This window comes from Clostridium sp. DFI.1.208, from assembly GCF_024463855.1.
Taxonomy (GTDB): Bacteria; Bacillota_I; Bacilli_A; order Erysipelotrichales; family Erysipelotrichaceae; genus Clostridium_AQ.
In genome coordinates this window covers 14,360-34,873 of record NZ_JANGCA010000003.1, presented here as the reverse complement: position 1 = coordinate 34,873, position 20,514 = coordinate 14,360, and the positions used below count along the sequence as shown (strand labels likewise).

At 45.3% G+C, this 20,514-nt stretch carries 15 protein-coding genes; 11 read left to right on the top strand and 4 right to left on the bottom strand.

Annotation, left to right across the window (positions count from 1 at the left end; translation table 11 throughout):
* Window positions 1-69: 69 nt before the first annotated feature.
* The 5 genes from NE665_RS02400 to NE665_RS02380 all read left to right on the top strand — a co-directional run bounded on the left by NE665_RS02400 (window position 70) and on the right by NE665_RS02380 (window position 8,365).
* Window positions 70-2,484 (top strand): glycogen/starch/alpha-glucan phosphorylase, encoded by a 2,415-nt coding sequence (locus NE665_RS02400; RefSeq protein WP_117442182.1) that lies wholly within the window; start codon window positions 70-72, stop codon window positions 2,482-2,484.
* A gap of 110 nt (window positions 2,485-2,594) precedes the next feature.
* Entirely contained in the window at window positions 2,595-3,758 is a 1,164-nt protein-coding gene (locus NE665_RS02395) for a M20 family metallopeptidase (protein WP_117442183.1), read from the top strand.
* A gap of 494 nt (window positions 3,759-4,252) precedes the next feature.
* Window positions 4,253-6,391, top strand: coding sequence for a type I pullulanase (pulA, locus tag NE665_RS02390; protein ID WP_117442184.1), 2,139 nt, complete (start codon window positions 4,253-4,255; stop codon window positions 6,389-6,391).
* 148 nt (window positions 6,392-6,539) lie between these two features.
* Window positions 6,540-7,394 (top strand): DegV family protein, encoded by an 855-nt coding sequence (locus tag NE665_RS02385; protein WP_117442185.1) that lies wholly within the window; start codon window positions 6,540-6,542, stop codon window positions 7,392-7,394.
* A 116-nt stretch (window positions 7,395-7,510) separates the two neighbouring features.
* On the top strand, window positions 7,511-8,365 hold the full coding sequence (locus NE665_RS02380) for a DegV family protein (protein WP_117442186.1): 855 nt from the start codon (window positions 7,511-7,513) through the stop codon (window positions 8,363-8,365).
* 421 nt (window positions 8,366-8,786) lie between these two features.
* Here the strand turns inward: NE665_RS02380 and NE665_RS02375 are convergent, their stop codons facing one another.
* From NE665_RS02375 to NE665_RS02365, 3 genes are read right to left on the bottom strand one after another with little or no spacing between them, the layout of a single operon-like run.
* Window positions 8,787-9,530, bottom strand: a complete 744-nt coding sequence (locus NE665_RS02375) for a hypothetical protein (protein ID WP_117442187.1) — start codon at window positions 9,528-9,530, stop codon at window positions 8,787-8,789.
* Window positions 9,517-9,999, bottom strand: coding sequence for a sigma-70 family RNA polymerase sigma factor (locus NE665_RS02370; protein WP_117442188.1), 483 nt, complete (start codon window positions 9,997-9,999; stop codon window positions 9,517-9,519). The genes NE665_RS02375 and NE665_RS02370 overlap by 14 nt, the downstream gene beginning before the upstream one ends.
* A 58-nt stretch (window positions 10,000-10,057) precedes the next feature.
* Window positions 10,058-10,594 (bottom strand): hypothetical protein, encoded by a 537-nt coding sequence (locus NE665_RS02365; RefSeq protein WP_117442189.1) that lies wholly within the window; start codon window positions 10,592-10,594, stop codon window positions 10,058-10,060.
* Between the two features lie 171 nt (window positions 10,595-10,765).
* On the opposite strand from NE665_RS02365, the gene uvrA reads away from it, so the two are divergent.
* From uvrA to NE665_RS02335, 6 genes are all read left to right on the top strand, one after another.
* Complete coding sequence (gene uvrA / locus NE665_RS02360) at window positions 10,766-13,588, top strand: excinuclease ABC subunit UvrA (RefSeq protein WP_117442190.1); 2,823 nt, start codon at window positions 10,766-10,768, stop codon at window positions 13,586-13,588.
* Window positions 13,589-13,593: 5 nt separating this feature from the next.
* A complete protein-coding gene (gene hprK, locus NE665_RS02355; RefSeq protein WP_117442249.1) occupies window positions 13,594-14,538 on the top strand; it encodes an HPr(Ser) kinase/phosphatase in 945 nt (314 codons plus the stop codon).
* A gap of 9 nt (window positions 14,539-14,547) precedes the next feature.
* Window positions 14,548-16,020, top strand: coding sequence for a prolipoprotein diacylglyceryl transferase (lgt, locus tag NE665_RS02350; RefSeq protein WP_117442191.1), 1,473 nt, complete (start codon window positions 14,548-14,550; stop codon window positions 16,018-16,020).
* Complete coding sequence (trxB, locus tag NE665_RS02345; RefSeq protein WP_117442192.1) at window positions 15,999-16,919, top strand: thioredoxin-disulfide reductase; 921 nt, start codon at window positions 15,999-16,001, stop codon at window positions 16,917-16,919. The genes lgt and trxB overlap by 22 nt, the downstream gene beginning before the upstream one ends.
* Before the next feature lie 2 nt (window positions 16,920-16,921).
* Window positions 16,922-17,080: a rubredoxin gene (locus NE665_RS02340; protein WP_117442193.1), complete on the top strand. Its 159-nt coding sequence runs from the start codon at window positions 16,922-16,924 to the stop codon at window positions 17,078-17,080.
* A gap of 357 nt (window positions 17,081-17,437) precedes the next feature.
* Window positions 17,438-19,246, top strand: a complete 1,809-nt coding sequence (locus NE665_RS02335) for a hypothetical protein (RefSeq protein WP_233104505.1) — start codon at window positions 17,438-17,440, stop codon at window positions 19,244-19,246.
* Between the two features lie 185 nt (window positions 19,247-19,431).
* Here the strand turns inward: NE665_RS02335 and NE665_RS02330 are convergent, their stop codons facing one another.
* The gene (locus NE665_RS02330; protein WP_117442195.1) at window positions 19,432-20,442 is read right to left on the bottom strand and encodes a LacI family DNA-binding transcriptional regulator; all 1,011 of its coding nucleotides are present in this window, start codon (window positions 20,440-20,442) and stop codon (window positions 19,432-19,434) included.
* Window positions 20,443-20,514: the final 72 nt, after the last annotated feature.

Here is a 20,514-nt window from a genome sequence, read left to right as displayed (position 1 = left end):
TTTTTGTATTTGTAATTACGTGTAAAATAATGTAAAATAAAAGGCGAGCTGGAAGGAGTAGTTAAAGTTATGGCTAACGAATTTAAGAACAAAAATGAGTTCAAGGAAGAGTTTCAAAGAAGAATTATAGAGCGCTACGGTCGTTCGTTTGAACAGGCCCACATCACTGAAAAATATATGATTCTGGGGGAAATGGTTCGTGACTATGCAAGCATTCACTGGAACGCCAGTAAGAATGTCATAGCCGAAAAACAGGAAAAGCAGATGTATTATTTTTCCATGGAATTTCTTATGGGAAGACTGCTGACTAACAATCTGATGAATCTGGGAATCTATGAAATCGCTAAGGAGGGTCTTGCAGAGCTTGGGCTGGATATCAACGAGCTGGAGGATCTGGAAAGCGATGCAGGTCTGGGAAATGGAGGCTTGGGACGTCTGGCAGCCTGTTTCCTCGATTCACTTGCCAGCCTGAACCTGGCAGGACATGGAAACTGTATTCGCTATGAGTATGGTCTCTTTAAACAGAAAATCGTAAACAACGAACAGGTGGAGGTACCTGACCAGTGGCTGTCTTTAGGCAATGTCTGGGAAGTGCGGAAACCAAAGCATGCAGTCAATGTCAACTTTGGCGGACATGTGGACATGTGGATGGGAGAAGACGGCAAGGCAATCGTTAACCATGTGCCTTCCTTGATTGTACGTGCCGTGCCTTATGATATGCCGATTGTCGGACAGAACACCAACCTGACAAATACACTTCGTCTGTGGAGCGCAGAGGTGGCGGATGATGCCTGTGATGCGAGCAGTCTGAATGAATATGTGAATGAGGTGCGTGAGATTTGCCGTAACGTTTATCCGGATGATTCTACCGAGCATGGCAAGATTCTGCGTTTGAAGCAGCAGTATTTCTTCGTAGCTGCAGGATTGAATAATATTATTGAATCCCATATGTCTACCTACCATACACTGGATAACTTTTCAGAAAAGGTTGCGATTCAGCTGAACGATACCCATCCGGTACTTTGTATTCCGGAGCTGATGCGTATTCTGATGGATGATTACAAATACGACTGGGATCAGGCTTGGGATATCACAAAGAATACCATGGCATATACAAATCATACTGTCCTGAGCGAAGCTCTGGAAAAATGGCCGATTCAGTACGTACAGGATTTGCTGCCACGTGTGTTTATGATCATCGAGGAAATCGATCGTCGCTTTAAATATGAAGTAAGTCATGATATGAGCAGATCCGATCTGATGAATGAGTGCTGTGTGTTAAAGGATGGACAGGTTCACATGGCAAATCTGGCAATCATCGGTTCACACAGTGTCAACGGTGTGGCTGCACTGCATACGAAAATATTGAAGGAAGATGTTATGAAGAACTTCAATGACATCTATCCGAATAAATTCAACAACAAAACAAATGGTATCACGCACAGAAGATGGCTGCTGTACTCCAACCCGCAGCTGAGCAATCTGCTGGAAAAAACGATCGGCTCTGCATTCAAGACCAACCCGGAGCGACTGCAGGATCTGATGAAGTACGTAGATGATAAGGATCTGCAGAAGGAATTTATGGATGTGAAGATGGAGCGTAAGAAAATCCTTGCGGCTTATATTAAGGATACACTGCACATTGATATCGATGTCAATTCCATTTTCGATGTACAGGCAAAGCGTCTGCATGCCTATAAGCGTCAGCTGCTGAATGTCATGAACATTATCGATTTGTACTTCCGTATGAAGCAGGATCCATCCTTCCGTATTTATCCGAGAACCTTTATCTTTGCGGCAAAGGCGGCACCTAGCTATACGTTTGCCAAAGAGGTTATCAAGCTGATTCACTATGTAGCCGACAAGGTAAATAACGACTCGGATGTCTCTCCATATATGAAGGTTGTCTTCCTTCCGAACTATGGGGTAAGCATTGCGGAAATTCTGATGAATGCTGCTGATGTTTCCGAACAGATTTCCACAGCAGGTAAAGAGGCAAGCGGTACCGGAAACATGAAATTTATGATGAACGGCGCAATTACGCTGGGAACTATGGATGGTGCCAATGTGGAAATTGTGGAAAGAGTCGGCTATGACCATGCGGAAATCTTTGGATTACGCGCCGATGATGTCGCTCTTGTGAAGCATGAGAATTCCTATGATGTATGGCGAAAATACAATGAGAATGCCAACATTCAGAAGGTGGTAAACAGCTTTGTCGATTCTACCTTCTCCAATGATCCGAAGGACTTCAAACAGATTTATAACGAGCTGATGTTCAAAAATGATGAATATCTGCTGCTGGCGGATTTTGAAGCGTACTCTCACGCACAGAAAAATATCGAAGACCGTTATCGCGATAAAGAGGGATGGGCAAAAACCTGTCTGATCAATATCGCACAGTCCGGTTATTTCTCAAGTGATCGTACCATCAAACAGTACGCGGAGGAAATCTGGAATATTGAACCTGTAAATATGAAATAAACGGAAGCTTAGAAAGGACTGAATATTCAGTTCTTTTTTCCTTTCATGACTTCTAGACTTGAAAAATATCTGGTTCGCTTATACAATGAAGAATAGAAATGAGGGATGATATGAAGAAACAGCTGAAGCATTATCTACAGGAGCATATAGAGGAATATAAATATCTTGTACATGATTTATATGAACACCCGGAAATCGGAAATCAGGAATTTCGGTCCATGCGTGTCCTGTGTAAGCTGCTGCAAAAAGAGGGATTTGAAGTAACGGAGGAATACGTGGTACCTACCGGTTTTCTGGCAGTGTGGAAAAGCGAAAAGCCGGGGCCTGTCATAGCCTATATGTGTGAATATGATGCTTTGCCGGAGGTCGGACATGGCTGTGGTCACAATCTGATAGCGGGAATGTCGCTGGCAGCCGGCTGTGCATTAAAAAGCATACTGTCAGCGATTGGAGGAGAGGTGCGCGTTATTGGTACGCCGGCAGAAGAAAACTTCGGAGGGAAGGTTTCCATGGCTGCTGCACATGTGTTTGATGATGTGGATGCAGCGTTGATGCTGCACCCGGACACAAAGAATTCTCTGGGGGGAAGAACGCTTGCCATCTATCCGCTGCGTTTTGAATTTTTTGGGCAGAATGCGCATGCCTGTACACCGCAGAACGGGAAAAGTGCGCTGGATGCGGCAGTCATGAGCTATCTGTCGATCAATCTGCTGCGGCAGTTCGCAGAACCGAATACATTTATCCATGGTGTGATTGCGCATGGAGGGGAAGCCGCAAACGTCATACCTGCGTATGCGAGTCTGGAATATTATTTCCGCGGGGAAACGATGGAGTATGTAAAAGAGCTTTGTGAAAAAGCAAAAGCCTGTGTAGAAGGTGCCTGTACGATGAGCGGATGTACCAATCGTATCACCACCTATGAATGTCCGTATGATGATTGTGTTATCAACTATACCCTTGCGGATATGCTGCAGGATGAGTACGAGGATCTCGGCTATGTATGGGAAGGTGTGGATGAGGTTGCACAGGGGAGCAGTGACGTGGGGAGTGTCAGCTATTGCTGTCCAACACTGCAGGGCTATATCAAAATTGCAGACAGCTGTGTAAATGGACATTCCCGTGAAATGGCCGCTGCCACGATATCACAGGAGGGCAGCCGGGCTCTGCTCGACGGAGCATTTGCATTAGCTGATATCGGAAGACGTTTGATCATGGAGCCTGATACCCTAAAGAAGGCTTGGAAGGAATTTAACTCCACCGTGAAAGAATCCTGAAGGTTGACTTATCGCCAGCTAAAAGCTTAAAGGGCAAGAAACCGTGCTGCAGGGGGGGAAGGCCCTCATAAAAAAGCTGGGAGACGCTTCTCCCTCCTTTGCACGTACAAGGATAGGAAGCATACAAAATACAGCGTTTGGTTCATACGGAAAACAGTATCTGTACAAAGGGTGGTATACGAAGGTTACCATGCTGTGCATAGATGCTTTTTGCATTTATAATAACGGCAGGTTAAACCAGCTTGTTTTCTTTCAATAGAAAAGAATACCTTCTATTTTTACAACCATCTTACAGGAAATGAAGGCATCGTTTATTCTTTATTGTGCTGCCGATCGTCCTGCTTCCCTGAAAGCTGAAATTGTAATCCGAATGATTCCATAGCCATTAAAATCATATCCCCTAACCTGAACCGATGAGCAAAAGAACAGCACCTGTTTTACCTTTCTGGTGATAAACATGGAAAACTCTGGTATAATAATACATGGTGATAAGTATGCGACAGGAAAAGTATTACGAGGCGTATCTGGATGACTACGACAAGGTCATTGTATTTATGTCTAGAAACAGCTACGAGGGAGTCAGTAATAAATTCTATCTGAAGGATGATCAGGGACATCTCTTTGATCTGCACATTCAGTCTATTGAAACAACACAAAATAATTACAATAAATATACATTGGCATTATACGATCCGATTGAAATCGGTGTGGAATACCAGGTAATGCATCAGCACGCACGGGGTGTGGTGCTGGAATACAGTGGTATCGTCAAGACAGAGCGTTTTGATGAACAGTTTTTTTATGCCGGAAATGATCTTGGGTACACCTATGACAGAGATCAGACTGCATTTGCCTTATGGGCACCGACAGCCAGCAGAGTCAAATTGGAGGTCTGCAAGAACAACCGTCTGTATACGTATGAAATGAAACGGACAGACAAGGGGGTATACCGCTATACCATATTGGAAAATCTGGAGAATGCGACCTATGTTTACCTTGTCCGGGTAAACGGTGTCTGGCGGGAAAGCATTGATCCGTATGGAACCGCTTCGATTGAAAATTCACGCAGAAGTGCGGTTGTCGATTTGGATAAAATCCGCGTGCAGGACGTACCCCTGCCGAAAATGACCAGTGCCTGTGATGCCATTATCTATGAAACAAGCGTGCGCGATTTCACGATGCAGAAGGGAATCGGTGTCACAATGCCTGGAAAATTTCGTGGGTTTGTAGAGGAAAACGAAATGACAAAGCAGCAATGCAGCGGATTTTCTTATCTGAAGACATTGGGAATCACACACATTCAGCTGATGCCGATAACGGATTTTGGCTCTGTGGATGAAAACTATCCACTGCTGCATTATAACTGGGGCTATGATCCGGTGCAGTATCGTGTTCTGGAGGGCAGTTTCAGTACCGACCCAAGCAATCCATACGGACGAATGTTTGGATTGACAAAGCTTGTGGAGGACTGCCATAAACAGGGAATCCGCGTCAATCTGGATGTGGTATTCAATCATGTATACGATAAGGATACGCACGCCTTTGAAAATACCGTGCCGAATTACTATTTTCAAATGAATGAAAACGGTGATTTCTCAAATGGTACCTATTGCGGTAATGATGTGGATTCCAGCAGGAAAATGTGTCATAAATATATCGTGGATGCCTGTACCTATCTGGTGAGAACCTATCATATTGACGGCTTTCGTTTTGATCTGATGGGAATCCTGGATGTGGCAACCATCAATGCGGTATATGAGGCCTGCACGGCACTCAATCCGGATTTCATGGTCTATGGCGAGGGCTGGGATATGCCGAGCTTTCTGGATTCCAGAAAACGTGCCAGTATTTCCAACAACGCACAGATGCCGTATGTCGCTCATTTCTCCGATCGCTTCCGGGATGTTGTCAAGGGACGTACCAATACCAATGAGGTCAGTGTCAAAGGCTATTGCACCGGGGCAGTTTATCTGCTTGATATCATGAAGAACTGTCTGAGCGGCAGCTGTACGAATATCGGAATGGAGCCGATGTTCACACATCCGAGAAACGCGGTCAATTATGTGGAATGCCATGACAATATGACATCCTGGGATAAGCTGAAGGAATGCTGCAAGGAAGACAGCAAGGAGGTACGCATTGCCCGTGCCAAAATGCTGATGGCAGCGGTTCTGCTTGCGCAGGGAATCCCTTTCATCCACTCCGGACAGGAATTTGCCCGCAGCAAGCACGGACTTCCGAACACCTATGAGGAAAGTGATGAAATAAATAAACTGGATTATCTGCGCAGAAACCAGTATCAGGATATGGTGAATATCACAAAGGATCTGATCCGTATCCGGAAGGAGCATCCGATTCTGCGTTATTCCATGAAAGAGGATGTGGAACAGCACGTGTCCTTTTCGGATATCGCCCAAAAGGTACTGCTGTATAAAATCAAGGACGAGCACGATGATATGGTGATTATCTTCAATCCAACAGGAGACTATTTCTCTTATGAATTTGAAGAGGCATATCCGCTGATTTATTATAACGGAGCATCTGAGGATATCCTGATTAAGAAGGTGAATATCGAGCCTTACAGTACGATTGTATTCAGTCGAAATGACTTTTTAAAATCCATTATCCGATAATTGGAATGCAGAATGCAAGGATTCTCGTTTGACTTTCAAAATAAACTTGGTATAATGGAACAGGATATTTTTACACGCTTGTGTAATTGACAGTATCGAAAACCCTGCATTCGCGAGGGAACACGAATACAGAAAAGGGGCGAGTCTTATGAAAATCGCAATCGTAACCGACAGCGGCAGCGGTCTGACAAAGCAGCAGGCCAGCGAATTAGGAATTTATTATCTGCCATTACAAATCATCATTCAGGACAAAATGTTTCTGGATGGAGAGAATATAACCGTAGAAGAAATATATGAATATCTGCGAAACGGCGAAATGCCGACAACCTCCATGCCTCCTATGGGACTTGTGGAGGAGCTGTTTACACAGCTGAAGGCAGAGGGCTATGAAGCGGTCATCGCAGTTCCGCTGAGTGGCGGCTTATCCTCTACCTCCAGTGTCATGCAGGCGGTAGCCAAGGAGCATAAGGTGAATCTGCATGTCATCGAATCGTATACAACCTGCAATATCCAGCGTTATCTGGCAGAAAGTGCCAGACAGCTGATAAAGCAGGGGCATGATCTGGAAACCATCGTGGAGCGTCTGCGTGCCAGTGCGGCAGATAGCGGAACGCTGATCATACCGGATGATCTGCAGCATCTGAAGCGTGGAGGCCGGCTGACACCGCTGGCAGCTGCACTTGGCGGACTGCTGAAAATCAAACCGATTTTGCGATTGGATCGTGAAAGTGAAGGCAAGGTGGATGTGTACGATAAGGTTCGTACCATGAGCAAGGCGCAATCCAAGGCGATTTCCACATTTCAGGAGCGTGGGTTAAATGAAGCCTATACGCTTACCGTTCTTCACAGCGGCGCGCCAAAGGAAGGCGAGAAGCTGAAAGCCATGATGGAAGAGGCATTTCCCGGACTGGATTTATACTATGGTCTGATTGGTGCAGTTATCAGTGCACATACCGGTGTAGGCTGTCTGGGGATTCAGTATATCCGCAAGGTAGAAATGTAAAAGGTGCCGCTGTGCACCTTTTGTCTTATGCAGGCGGAAAGTGTCGAACCGAAAGGGTCACAGTTTTTTTTGAAGAGAAAATAAGGTATAATAAGAACAACAGGAGGCTGAATCATATGAAAATAGCATTTGTGACAGACAGTGGGACCGGAAAATCCGTAGGGGAGCTTGCGAAGGAAGGAATTTACAGCGTACCTCTGCAGGTCAGCTGTGACAATAAAAATTATCAGGATTTGGAGGAACTGAGCATTGATGAAATTTATGCTCTGATGAGAGATGGAAAAATGCTTTCCACCTCCCTGCCTTCTCTGGGGAAAATTGAAGAGCTGTTTCAAGGTCTGAAGCAGCAGGGCTACGAACAGATATTCGCTGTGCCGATCTGCAGCGGACTGAGCGGGACAATCAATGCCATGGAGATGATTGCACAGCAGCAGGGCATTGCGTTTGACTACGTTGATTGTCATGTAACAGCTGTCGTGCAGGAATACATGATCAAGCTGGCAAAGCAGCTGCATGAGACGGGAAAAAGCATCGATCAAATCAAGGAAGTGCTGCTGCGCATCGTGCATACAACCAATACCATACTGTTGCCAAGCGATTTGCAGCATCTGAAACGCGGCGGACGTCTGACACCGCTGGCAGCCACATTGGGCGGCTTGCTGAAAATCAAACCGATTCTGAAAATTAATGAGGAAACAAGTGGGAAAATTGATGTGCTCGACAAGGTGCGCACGATGCACAAGGCGATGGATCGCGTAATTGAAATCATGAAGAGTGAGCATGTGGATGATTCCTATCTGATCACCGTTGCCCATGCGGATGATGAGGCTGAAGCGCTTGTTTACATGGAGAAGCTGAAGCAGGCATTTCCCAATGCAGCACACCAGATCATCAAGCTGGTAAGCGTGGTAGGTGTTCACACGGGACGCGGCTGTCAGGCGGTTCAGTATTTTAAACAGATCAAGGAATAAGAAAGAAATCCTGGATAAAGCATTCTGTGAGGAATCGTATAAAACGATTCCTGCATAGGCATTGAAAATTTCTGTCATAATCAAAACGCACAAAGCACAGAACAATCATATAACGTGAATGCTCTGTGCTTTTTTTATGAGAACACCCCAGCAGGGCCGGGGTGTTTGTTTTATGTAAGAGTGTCATTAAAAACAGACATATGTTAGCTGGTTCTTACTCTATTTTGGACAAATAAAATTAAGAGAATTCAAAATCTGTTGTATTCTTCAATAGAACTGAAATCTTTTTATACAACTATCCTATAGTAAGAAAGAGCCTGTTAGCTGCCCACGCCTTTTCAATGCTCTTCCTTTTTCAAAAGGCTGTAGTCCCATCCGATCTGGCTGTGTAAGCGGATGGTATTGAAATCAGGGAACAGCTTTAGCTGCCGTGATGGTGTCCTTTTCTCATCTGCTTTCCATGGCATCCCTCCGGTACTGCCGAAGGATCATAGCGCTCCAAAATGGAATACAGCTGCTTCATGCTTAGCTTTTGCAGCTCCTTTACGCCTTTGCTTGTATCATGCAGAAGAATTTCATCAATTACACGATATTTCCCGGCAGACATATGATGCTGCTGAGCTTCCTGATGTGTAGCATCATCCAGATGGGAACAATGAAACTGATTTTGCGGCATCGCTTCCTTCAGCTGCTGATTGATCTGCTGCTCCAAAGCAAAAGATACGCTGCTGTTTTCAGAATACACACTGACCTCCAGAAAGCCAGATTTCATATATGTGGAAAACCGTTCATTTTCCAGCAGCATCCGAAGTGCCGCATCCAGCTGCATTCCCTCCAGCTGCAGCTCACTCAGAATGTTATCCGCATCCTTATTGTATGCAGTAACGCTCACCACTCGCTTCTGTTCATCCAGCTTCCATTCCATACTTGGATTGATATCCAGTGTTACATAGCTGTATACGGCCGGAACAGGGGCAGGAGCAGGGGAGGCTTCCATCAGCTTCCATGGCTGAAAACGAATAACCAGAAGACAGGTGACACAAAGTATCAGAACCGCTGGTAAACCGGATCTTTTCTTTCTGCTCCTTTGCTTCATGACGTTGTGAAGGGTTTTCTGTTTGATTTCATCACTGGCATGAATGCCGTCAAACTCATCGAAAATCATCAAGCTCACCTCCCAATTTTTCACGCAGCGCTTCCCTGCCTCTTTTCAGCCAGGTATGTATCGTATTTTCATTCTTGCCTTTGATTTCAGATATTTCCCGAACCTTATAGCCTTCATAATAAAACAGATACAGGACATCCCGGTAATGTGGAGGAAGCTGATTCAATGTATCCAGCAGGAAATAGGTGTCATCCCGAAGATCCGCACAGGCCTCCACTTCTGTCTGCAAATCCACACGTTTATGGAACCATCCGCGAAACCTCTCTCTGCATGCATTCATCGTTACCTTCAACAGCCATGCCTTCTCATGCTCACGGTCGCGAAACGGATCGCTCTGTGCATACTTCAGAAAAACTGTTTGAAACACATCCTCTGCATCTGCACGCTGCTTCATATGCAGAACACAGATTTTCTGAACCATATCCGCATATAGCTCTATGGCATTTTGTATTTCCTCTTCACTCTTCATACCGTTATCATCCCTCTATGCCTTCATTATACAGGAAATCCTGTAAAAGTGTGTACTTCTATCTTCTGTGATGCCCACTTCCGCTGCCGTGATGTGCTCCCTGATTATGACGTTCACTGTGATGATTTCCCTGCATACCGTTATTGCAGCTTTCATTATGCAGATGGTTTCCATCACAGTTTGCATTGTGCTGATGCGTTCCATCGCAATTCTCATGATATGGACAAGGGGCTGTGGCAGTATTTGTACTTTGCTGTGCAGTTGCTACCGGTTGTACAGAATCTGGCTGCTGAGTGCCTCCCGTATATGCTGTGTTTTCTGCTGTTTCTGTTTTAACAGCTGCTTGTACTGTTGAATTAGAAGCTGGTGTTACCACCGCATTCTGCCTCTGTGTGGCCTCTGCCTGTCGCTTGGCTGCCGCATCTCTGGCCGCCTGCTGTTCCTGCAGTGTACGCAGGCAGTCATCTGCCGCCATATGCATGTGGGAATGGTTTCCTCCGCACAGATACGCTGTATCCTGTGCATGAATCTGTGTACCAACGCCTGCCGCCAGTCCTAATGTCAGCAGTGCTGCTATAATAGCTTTCTTTTTCATTTTGTTTCCTCCTTAGGGTTTCCATCTATAACATGCAGCAGCCCTTAAAAACCTTTCAAAGAAATTAAATTTTTTTCCAAACTTTGAAATTCCTACAAAAAAGATGCGAAATCTTAGGCTTTTTCGGGAATACTAATGTATAATAATATGGTAAGTTTGGAGGTAATGATTATGAATCATGACTATATAGATATCAAGGGTGCAAGAGAAAACAATCTGAAAAACATCGATATCCGTATTCCCAGAGATAAATTTGTTATTATGACCGGTGTATCCGGCTCCGGTAAGACATCTCTGGCATTTGATACGGTCTATGCAGAGGGACAGCGGCGGTACGTGGAATCACTGAGTGCCTATGCACGCCAGTTCCTTGGCAACAGTGAGAAACCGGATGTGGATTCCATTGAGGGACTTTCCCCATCCATTTCCATCGATCAGAAAACGACCAGCAACAATCCGCGTTCCACTGTCGGAACGGTAACGGAAATCTATGACTATTTGAGACTTCTGTATGCAAGAGTAGGAATTCCCTACTGTCCGACACACAATGAACCGATCACATCCCAGACGATTAAGCAGATGGTGGACCGTATCATGGAAATTGAGGATAAGACACGCCTGACCATCTTATCTCCAATCGAGCATGGGAAAAAGGGTACCCACAAGGATTTGTTTGAGCATCTGCGCAAGGAAGGCTATATTCGTGTCCGCATAGACGGAGAAATGAAGCTTCTGGAGGATGTGGAGGCTTTGGAGAAAAATAAAAAGCACAATATCGATGTGGTTGTAGACCGCATTGTAAAGGGGAATGATCGTTCCCGACTTCACGATTCACTGGAAACTGCGCTGAAACTGAGTGATGGACTGGCAGTCGTTACATATAATGAAGAGGAGATTCTTTTTTCCAGCAATTATTCCTGTAAATACTGCGGTTTTAACATTCCGAAGCTGGAACCGCGGCTGTTTTCCTTTAATGCGCCATTTGGTGCCTGTGACCACTGTAAGGGTCTTGGCATCACGCAGAAGGTGGATGTGGATTATCTGATACCTGACCGCAGTAAATCCATACGACAGGGCGGTATCATTTACTATAAGAATATCGTCGGAACAGAGAATCTGGAATGGCAGCGATTCAAGGCATTGATCGACTATTATAAGATTGATGTTGATAAACCGATCAAGGATCTGAAGAAAAGCGAACTGGATATTCTGCTGTATGGCTCCAAGGATCTCATTTCCTATCGTCTGGCAAGCCGCAGCGGGAATGTCATGAAGAAGACGGAGTTTATTGAGGGTGTATGTACCCTGATTGAACGCCGTTATATGGAAACCAGCTCCACAATGTCCAGAGAATGGTATGCGACCTTCCTTGCAGAGGCACCATGCCCAGTCTGTAAAGGACGCCGCTTGAATGATCAGGCATTAAGTGTTCGCGTAGGCGGCATCAATATTTATGAATGGACAACCATGTCGGTTAAGCAGGCAATCGAATTTATGAAGCAGCTGGAGCTGACACAGCAGCAGAAGGATATCGCAAAGCTAATTCTCAAGGAAATCGCAGATCGTCTGGGCTTTTTGAGCAATGTCGGTCTGGGGTATCTGACCCTGGATCGTCTGGCAGGCTCTTTGTCCGGAGGAGAAGCCCAGCGAATCCGTCTGGCAACGCAAATCGGTTCCCGTTTAAGCGGCGTTTTGTATGTACTGGATGAGCCGAGTATCGGTCTGCATCAGCGTGATAACGACCGTCTGATCGACACCCTGAAAAATATGCGGGATCTTGGCAACTCACTGATTGTTGTAGAGCATGATGAGGATACGATGCGTGCCAGTGATTATGTCATTGATATCGGCCCGGGTGCCGGAATTCATGGCGGCAATGTTGTCGCAGCCGGTACACCGGAGGAAGTCATGGCAAATGAAAATTCCTTAACCGGTCAGTATCTGAGCGGGAAACGCAAAATCGAAATACCGGCGAAACGACGTAAGGGAAACGGCAAGAAGCTGGAGATTGTCGGTGCCAGCGAAAATAATCTGAAAAATGTCAGTGTGAAAATCCCTCTGGGAACACTCACTGTTGTAACCGGTGTGAGCGGAAGTGGAAAATCTTCTCTGGTTAATGAGGTATTGAGCAAGGGCGTCATGCATGCACTTGGAAGAACCAGAATCCGCCCCGGTAAGCATAAGAAAATCAAGGGTATTGAAAACATCGACAAGCTGATTGATATTTCACAGGATCCGATCGGAAGAACACCGCGGAGTAACCCTGCGACCTATACCGGCGTGTTTGATGATATCCGTGACCTGTATACACAGACCCCGGAAGCAAAGATGCGCGGGTATGAAAAGGGACGCTTCTCCTTTAATGTAAAGGGTGGGCGCTGTGAAGCCTGTCAGGGAGATGGCATCCTGCGTATATCCATGCACTTTTTGCCGGATGTCTATGTCCCATGTGAGGAGTGCGGCGGCAAGCGCTACAATGAAGAAACCCTGCAGGTAACCTACAAGGGGAAAAATATTTATGATGTTTTAGAGATGAGCGTGGAGGAAGCGATTGACTTTTTCTCCAATATGCATAAAATTAAACATAAGCTGCAGACGCTGAAGGATGTCGGTCTTGGCTACATCAAGCTGGGACAAAGCGCAACCTCCTTGTCCGGCGGGGAAGCACAGCGTGTCAAGCTGGCAAGCGAGCTGCAGAGAAAAGCAACCGGTAAAACCCTGTTTATACTGGATGAGCCGACAACCGGTCTGCATACCCATGATGTGAAAAAGCTTCTGGAGGTATTGCAGCGGATTGTGGAAAACGGTGATACGGTCATCGTCATCGAACACAATCTGGATGTTATCAAAAGTGCGGATTATATTATTGATATCGGTCCGGAGGGCGGCGATGAAGGCGGTACGATCATTGCGAGCGGAACGCCGGAACAAATCATCAAGGTGGAAAACAGCTATACCGGTCAGTATCTGAAAAAGGTACTGGAGAAAGGATAATGCATATGGAAGAACAAAATATCGTAAAAGTCAGAACGCTTGTTGAAAACTTTGACTTCATACAGATAACCGGAGACGATGCGTCTTTGGAACGTCCCATTGTCATTGCGGATACCAACCGCCCCGGTCTGGAGCTGGCAGGTTATTTTGAAAATTCCCAGCAGAAGCGGCTGGTTATCCTCGGAGATAAGGAGATTGCCTATATTGCGACAATGAGTGTGCAGAAACAGCGGAAATCCTTTGACTTTATTACCAACGAACAGACACCGGCCATCATTGTGACCAAGGGACACAAATGTCCGGATGTATTAAAGCGCTATGCGAAGCGTAAAAACTTTCCTATCTTTTTGTCCAGCTCTCCGACCTATCGTCTGATTGTCGATATCGTGGCATTTCTGGATGAGCAGCTGGCAACCAGTATGTGTATCCACGGAGGACTGCTTTCCATCTATGGAAAAGGTGTGCTGATCCGCGGAGAAAGCGGTATGGGAAAAAGCGAAATTGCATTGGAGCTGATCAAGCGGGGTCACCTGCTGGTGGCGGATGATCGTGTGGACTGTTATCGTATCCATAACAAAATTGTGGGAAAGGCTCCGGAGCTGTTACGGGAAATGCTGGAAATCCGTGGAATCGGTGTCATCAATGTATCCAGAATGTTCGGTGTCAGCTCTGTCCTGCCAAAAGCAGAAATCAATTTCCAGGTCAATCTGGAGCCGTGGAAAGCGGATCAGGATTATGACCGCGTAGGAATTGAAGAAAAAAAGCATGAGAATATTCTGGGCATCGACATACCGAAAATCGTTGTACCAGTGCGTGAAGGCCGTTCTATGGCAGTCATTATTGAATCTGCGGTGACGAATTATATGTTATCCGTAATGGGGATGGACAGCGCCAAGGAATTTGAGCAGCGTGTCCTTGACTATATCGAAAAGAACAAGAATGAACAATAGGAGGCTTTTATGACATTTTTTCCCGATATGAAAACCGTATTGACGATAGGATCCTTACAGGTCACCTGGTACGCCGTGCTGATTCTGTCCGGTGCCTTTCTGGCATATTTTCTATCTCTTCGTCAGTTTAAGAAATGGGGGTATAAGGAAGAGGTATTTGAAAACTTCTTTCTGATGATGCTGCCAATCGCTATCATCGGTGCCCGTTTGTATTATGTTATCTTTGAATGGAACAATCTGTATGCGGCAGACCCGATCCGTATCTTCTATATATGGGAGGGCGGTCTGGCGATTCACGGTGGTGTGATTGCCGGAACGATTTTCGGCTGGTTCTACTTCCGCCGCTATCAGTATAACGGACTTCGTATTCTGGATGTAGTATTTCCGAATATGATGCTAGCCCAGGCAATCGGACGCTGGGGAAACTTCATGAATCAGGAGGCCTATGGCGGTGTGGTAAATGCCAGCTTCTATGATCATTTTCCATCCTTCATCCGTGACCATATGTATATTGACGGGGCGTTCCGTCAGCCGACCTTCCTATATGAAAGCGTCGGAAATCTGATTGGTTTCGTATTGATCACCGTTGTTTATAAAAAACACGGCAGAAAAAAACGCGGGGATCTGGCATTTACCTATCTGGCATGGTATGGCATGATCCGTTTCTTTATTGAAGGGATGCGTACCGATTCGCTGATGCTGGGAGGACTTCGCGTCGCACAGCTGATATCCTTGTTCGGTGCCCTGATCGGAATTCTCGGTATTCTCGGTGTCTGGGATAAGGTGTTTAAAAATATTTATCCATTTAAAAAGCACAAGCCGGCGGTAATCTTTGATCTGGATGGTACACTGGTGGATACCAAGGAGCTGATTTACAAGTCCTTTGAACATACCTTTGCACAGTTCAAGCCTGACTACACACTGAGCGAAGAGGAAAAGCAGTCCTTTCTGGGACCAACGCTGAAGCAGTCCTTCTTGCGTTATTTCAAGGAGGAACAGGTGGATGAGATCATTGCCTGTTATCGTGCTTACAATCATGAGCATCATGATGAATTTGTCAAGCCGATTCCCCATGTAAAGGAAACTCTGGAGTATTTAAAGGCAAACGATTATCCGCTTGCCGTCATGTCCAACAAGCTGCAGGATATTGTCCGCATGGGACTGAAGCAGTTTGATCTGGAATCGTATTTTGAGATTATCCTGGGCGGTGCAGACGTTGAGCGGCCAAAGCCCGATCCGATTGGTATTCTGACTGCCTGTGAACAGCTGCATGTCCCGCACGATGATGTCGTATATGTAGGGGATGCACCTACGGATATAGAGGCATGTAAGAATATGGGAGCCTTCTCGGTTGCCTTTGTCTATGAAGAATCACGGGCACAAGAGATGCAGTTGTGCAAACCCTGTGCTATCATTAGAGACATGTCTGATCTGATTACGATCATAAAGGAGGATCACGAATGGAGCGACGTTACGATTTAATTATCATTGGTGCCGGACCTGCCGGCATGAGTGCAGCAATATATGGAAGCAGAGCCGGCTTGAAAACAGCAATGCTGGAAATGGGTGCTCCCGGAGGAAAGCTGATTAAGACTGCAGAAATCAGCAACTGGCCGGGAATTATTGAAACAAATGGTGCCAAGCTGGCAAGCGATATGTTTGAGCATTCTACATCCTTTGGTGCGGAATACCTGTATGGCAATGTCATCCGTGTGGAGGATGGCGCATATAAAAAAATCATCTGCGAGGATGGAACGGAGTATGAAGCAAAGGCTGTCATTGTGGCAACCGGAACACAGGAGCGTATGATGAATGTGCCGGGAGAGCTGGAAAATGTCGGACGCGGTGTATCCTATTGTGCAGTATGCGACGGTGCATTTTTCCGCGATCAGGAGGTTGTGGTCATCGGCGGCGGCAACTCTGCGCTGGAAGAAGCAAATTATCTGACACAGTTTGCCAGCAAGGTGAATATCATAATACGACGGGATGTATTCCGTGCAGACAGCATTGTTCAAAATGCAATCAAGGATAATCCGAAAATCACGGTGGTGACAAAGCATGTTCCGGTGCGTGTTGTCGATGACGGCATGCGCGTTACCGGGCTTGTCGTACGAAATGTGGATACGAATGTGGAAACAGAAATTAAAACACATGGCATATTCCCATATATCGGACTGGATCCGGCTACCTCCTTTTTAGAGGGACTGGGTATCCTTGATGAGCGCGGCTACATGATCGTGGATGAAAACTGTGAAACAAAGGCAAAGGGCATCTATGGTGCCGGAGACGTCATTGCGAAAAAACTGCGCCAGGTTGTTACGGCAACCAACGACGGAGCCATTGCGGCACAGCATGCATTTCATGAGATAAAGGGGATCTGATTATGGCAAAATACGTTTGCGATATTTGTAACTGGGAATACGATGAGGCAGCAGGGCTGCCGGATCAGGGAATTGCCCCAGGTACAAAGTGGGAAAACCTTCCAGAGGATTTCAAATGTCCTCTGTGCGGTGCACCAAAGGAAATGTTCACGCAGCTGTAAAAGGAATAGGACAAGGAAGACAGGATATTTAAAAGCCTGTCTTTTCTTCTGCTTTGCCTGCTTTTAAGCAATCTATCCTCAGATCCATAAGGGCATAATGAACATCAGACGTGCTTCATAATTACGTGCAGGATAAAGCTACCTCTTATGGCAGCAGGTTTCTGAATGAAGGAATACATACAGCAAACAAAGAATTTATTATGGAAAAGGAAAGAAACGCAATAGAAGACATTGCTAATAAGGGAAAGAGCTGTAAGAAATATAAAGAAAGCTTCAAATATGTAATCAGTTATCTAACAGACATACGAGATGTGCTAAAATAAAAGAAAGGATGCAGAAGCTGAAAGGTGAGAGAAGATGAAAAGGATAACGGTACTTGGAATCATACTATGTATGCTGTTTCATGTTTTATCACCTATTCATGCAACAGCTTCTGCGGATACAGAATTTGACCGCTTTCTCAGCTTTGTAGAGGAACATCCACAGGGCGGTATATTTGAAATGCAGGGGGATATGATAATTCATGCGGATATCATTACAAAGAAAAATGTCACCATACATACCAATGGCTATCAGGTAAGAATTGAGGATAACATTGCCGGTGATTCCAATATCAATATAAATAATCTCAATAACGATGCTGCATGGGAATTTGTCGATGAAGAAAAAACACTGACAATAGAGGGCAGCGGAAAAAACAGGCCGTTGGTATATATGGATACCGGGGTTAGTGCATATGGTCTGTATATTCATAGTACAGCGGGAACCGCTCTGGAAATTGCTGATGGAGAAGGATTGTATGCAAAATATGTGGAAAAAAAGAACTATATCCGAGCAGAGGGGGATGGTGCAATCGGAGTATTCAATAAAAATCCGTATCAGGAAAATTATTATTCCGCAAGTATGGTAGATGTCGATATCTATACCAACGGAGCCAACAGCATCGGCGTGCTTGCAGACTGGTTTCAAATTGAATATTCACGTATTGAGGTAAATGGCACCGGTTCAAAGGCGATTCAGATACCGGACGGCTATTATGTCGGCAATGAGGTTATTATCATTGAAAACAATCAGCCTCCGGAAAACATATGGAGGTTAGACACTCCCATGCCGACAAAGGAAATTGCAGCTCTGCAGACTCATACGGTGGATGATCTTCCGCTTCCCAAAAGGGTGGAGGTAACGGCTGTATCAAAAACCGGGGAGGAAAAAAGCTTTCAGATATCGCTGCACTATGATGCAACAGCGTTTGAGCGGGGAATGCTGACACACAAGCCGTTTTATTTGTATGGTATCGCGGATCAAAGCAGCTGTGAACGAATCGATATCAGCGAACATGCCTTTCCTTTTTATATTATTCCAGATAGTGAACCTGCTTTTGATATGTCGCTGTATATGATTCGCAATGACACCGATTACTATTTTCATATCCCGCGGGCATATAATGCCAAAGCGATCAATCTGTATACAAGTAAGGATGGAATACATTGGACATTTCAGCGTGACAGCATCAGCAGCATGTCACAGTATGCACCCGGAAGCATTGCGTTGCCACCATATATTGTTATTTATATGCTGCAGGTTATGGAACCCTTCACCTATGTCAGGACTGAAATCATCGGCGGATATTATGATGGACGAAGCTATATGGTAAAGGTACACGATACAGCTGGAAATCCGATTCCGGATGCTTCTGATCAGGATAAAAACGATGGCGGAGGAGAAGGAAACGATGGACAGGGTGGTGGTAGAGGAGAGTCCTCCTATGTGCCCAATACCCCAAATGATGAAGAAGAAGCGCTGCCTCCGGCTGTTGGACAGAATGCTTCTCAGATAACAGAAGCTATAAAAAAAGAACAGAAGAAAAGAAGGCGGGAAATTCACGTAGAAAATAAAAATAAGAAGCAGGACGTGGAAAAGGCGGTAACCATAGAAGCTCATGAAGCTCTTGCTGGATTTGATGCAGGGGAGAATAAGATAACAGGGCAGGCACAGAAGGCTGTGCTGCAGGCTTTTCTTACAATCGATTCCAATGCCTTGAAAAATCTGGTTTCCAAGGAACAGTATGAAGCAATTTCTCAATCCAGAGATATCATGGAAGAGGTATGGGAAAGCAGTGCTTTCTTCCTGCGAATCTTGCAGAGGCTGTTTCAAGAAACCTCATAGCTTACGCTTGTAAAAAAAAGAGGAAGGACTATCCGCTGTTTTACATATGAAAAAAGTACACCAGGGTGATGCCACAGCTCTTACGAATGGATGGTGAAAGGAAATTCAAAATGATTGTGTTTGAATTTCCTTTTTCATAAGCACCTGAATATTAGTAAAAACCATGCCATGGTGTACGCTTTCTTTTATTCTATGATTTGAACGCTATCTTTTTCGATTAGCTGTGGTTTCAGACAGATATCCTGTTTTCGATGTGCAGGATCACGAAGCTGAGCAAGTAATTCATTGCATGCAGTTTTTGCAAGCAGCTCGACGTCCTGATCTACACTTGTGATTTCAGTACCCAGTGTAAACCGGTTTAATGTATTATCATAGCTGACAATGGATATATCCTGCGGTATGCGGACATGATGCTCCTGAAAGTAACGCATAACACCCAGCGTCATCATGTCATTACAGATAAAGGCAGCGGAAACATCCATCTTCATCAGCTGTTCTGCACAGGCATATCCACCCTGAAACCGGTAATTTCCATCGAGAATATAATCCTCGCGAACCTCCAACTGGAACTGCTGCATAGCTTTGCGATAGCCTGCAACACGGCTCGCCCCAGTTTTGCTCGCGGAAGAAATTCCGATGCATGCGATTTTTTTGTGGCCGCTTTTCACAAGCTTTTCAATGGCCATATAAGCACCTGATTCGTTATCAAAATAAACCTTGCTGCAATCCAGATCGGGATACATACGGTCGATCATAACATAAGGGATAGAGAGGGATGCCAGCTTTTCGCGTATTGTTTCATTTTGAAAGGATTCATTGCTGACGGTGATACCAAGACCGTCGACACCTCTTGAAACAAGAAGATCAATCAGCATGCTGTCATCCGCCGCATGATCATTGGAATTTACGATCATGAGTGCGTATCCCAGCTCCCGGAGGTATTCCTCCATCCGTTTGCATAATGCGGAGAAGAACAGGTTTTCAATATCCGGGATGATGAGGCCCAGGATATTTGATTTTCTGGTGACCAGACTTCTTGCGGTCTGATTGACCTTGTAATTATACTGCTTCGCAATGTCCTTGATCGTGTCGCGTGTCTCCTGTGCTACACGGCATGGACGATCGTTCAACACCAGCGATACCGTACTGACACTGACGTCCGCTTTTTTTGCGATGTCCTTAATGGTCACTTTCATATGCTCCTCCTGCTTTGTAATTTTAAAAAGGTAATTACCCTTCCTGATAATTACCTTTATTTTATCATAATC

Coding starts and splice junctions, on each gene's coding strand:
- hprK (WP_117442249.1), top strand. CDS start 13,594: ATGGAAGAACAAAATATCGTAAAAGTCAGAACGCTTGTTGAAAACTTT.
- NE665_RS02375 (WP_117442187.1), bottom strand. CDS start 9,530: ATGATTTTCGATGAGTTTGACGGCATTCATGCCAGTGATGAAATCAAA.
- NE665_RS02400 (WP_117442182.1), top strand. CDS start 70: ATGGCTAACGAATTTAAGAACAAAAATGAGTTCAAGGAAGAGTTTCAA.
- NE665_RS02330 (WP_117442195.1), bottom strand. CDS start 20,442: ATGAAAGTGACCATTAAGGACATCGCAAAAAAAGCGGACGTCAGTGTC.
- pulA (WP_117442184.1), top strand. CDS start 4,253: ATGCGACAGGAAAAGTATTACGAGGCGTATCTGGATGACTACGACAAG.
- trxB (WP_117442192.1), top strand. CDS start 15,999: ATGGAGCGACGTTACGATTTAATTATCATTGGTGCCGGACCTGCCGGC.
- NE665_RS02395 (WP_117442183.1), top strand. CDS start 2,595: ATGAAGAAACAGCTGAAGCATTATCTACAGGAGCATATAGAGGAATAT.
- NE665_RS02385 (WP_117442185.1), top strand. CDS start 6,540: ATGAAAATCGCAATCGTAACCGACAGCGGCAGCGGTCTGACAAAGCAG.
- uvrA (WP_117442190.1), top strand. CDS start 10,766: ATGAATCATGACTATATAGATATCAAGGGTGCAAGAGAAAACAATCTG.
- NE665_RS02335 (WP_233104505.1), top strand. CDS start 17,438: ATGAAAAGGATAACGGTACTTGGAATCATACTATGTATGCTGTTTCAT.
- NE665_RS02370 (WP_117442188.1), bottom strand. CDS start 9,999: ATGAAGAGTGAAGAGGAAATACAAAATGCCATAGAGCTATATGCGGAT.
- NE665_RS02380 (WP_117442186.1), top strand. CDS start 7,511: ATGAAAATAGCATTTGTGACAGACAGTGGGACCGGAAAATCCGTAGGG.
- lgt (WP_117442191.1), top strand. CDS start 14,548: ATGACATTTTTTCCCGATATGAAAACCGTATTGACGATAGGATCCTTA.
- NE665_RS02340 (WP_117442193.1), top strand. CDS start 16,922: ATGGCAAAATACGTTTGCGATATTTGTAACTGGGAATACGATGAGGCA.
- NE665_RS02365 (WP_117442189.1), bottom strand. CDS start 10,594: ATGAAAAAGAAAGCTATTATAGCAGCACTGCTGACATTAGGACTGGCG.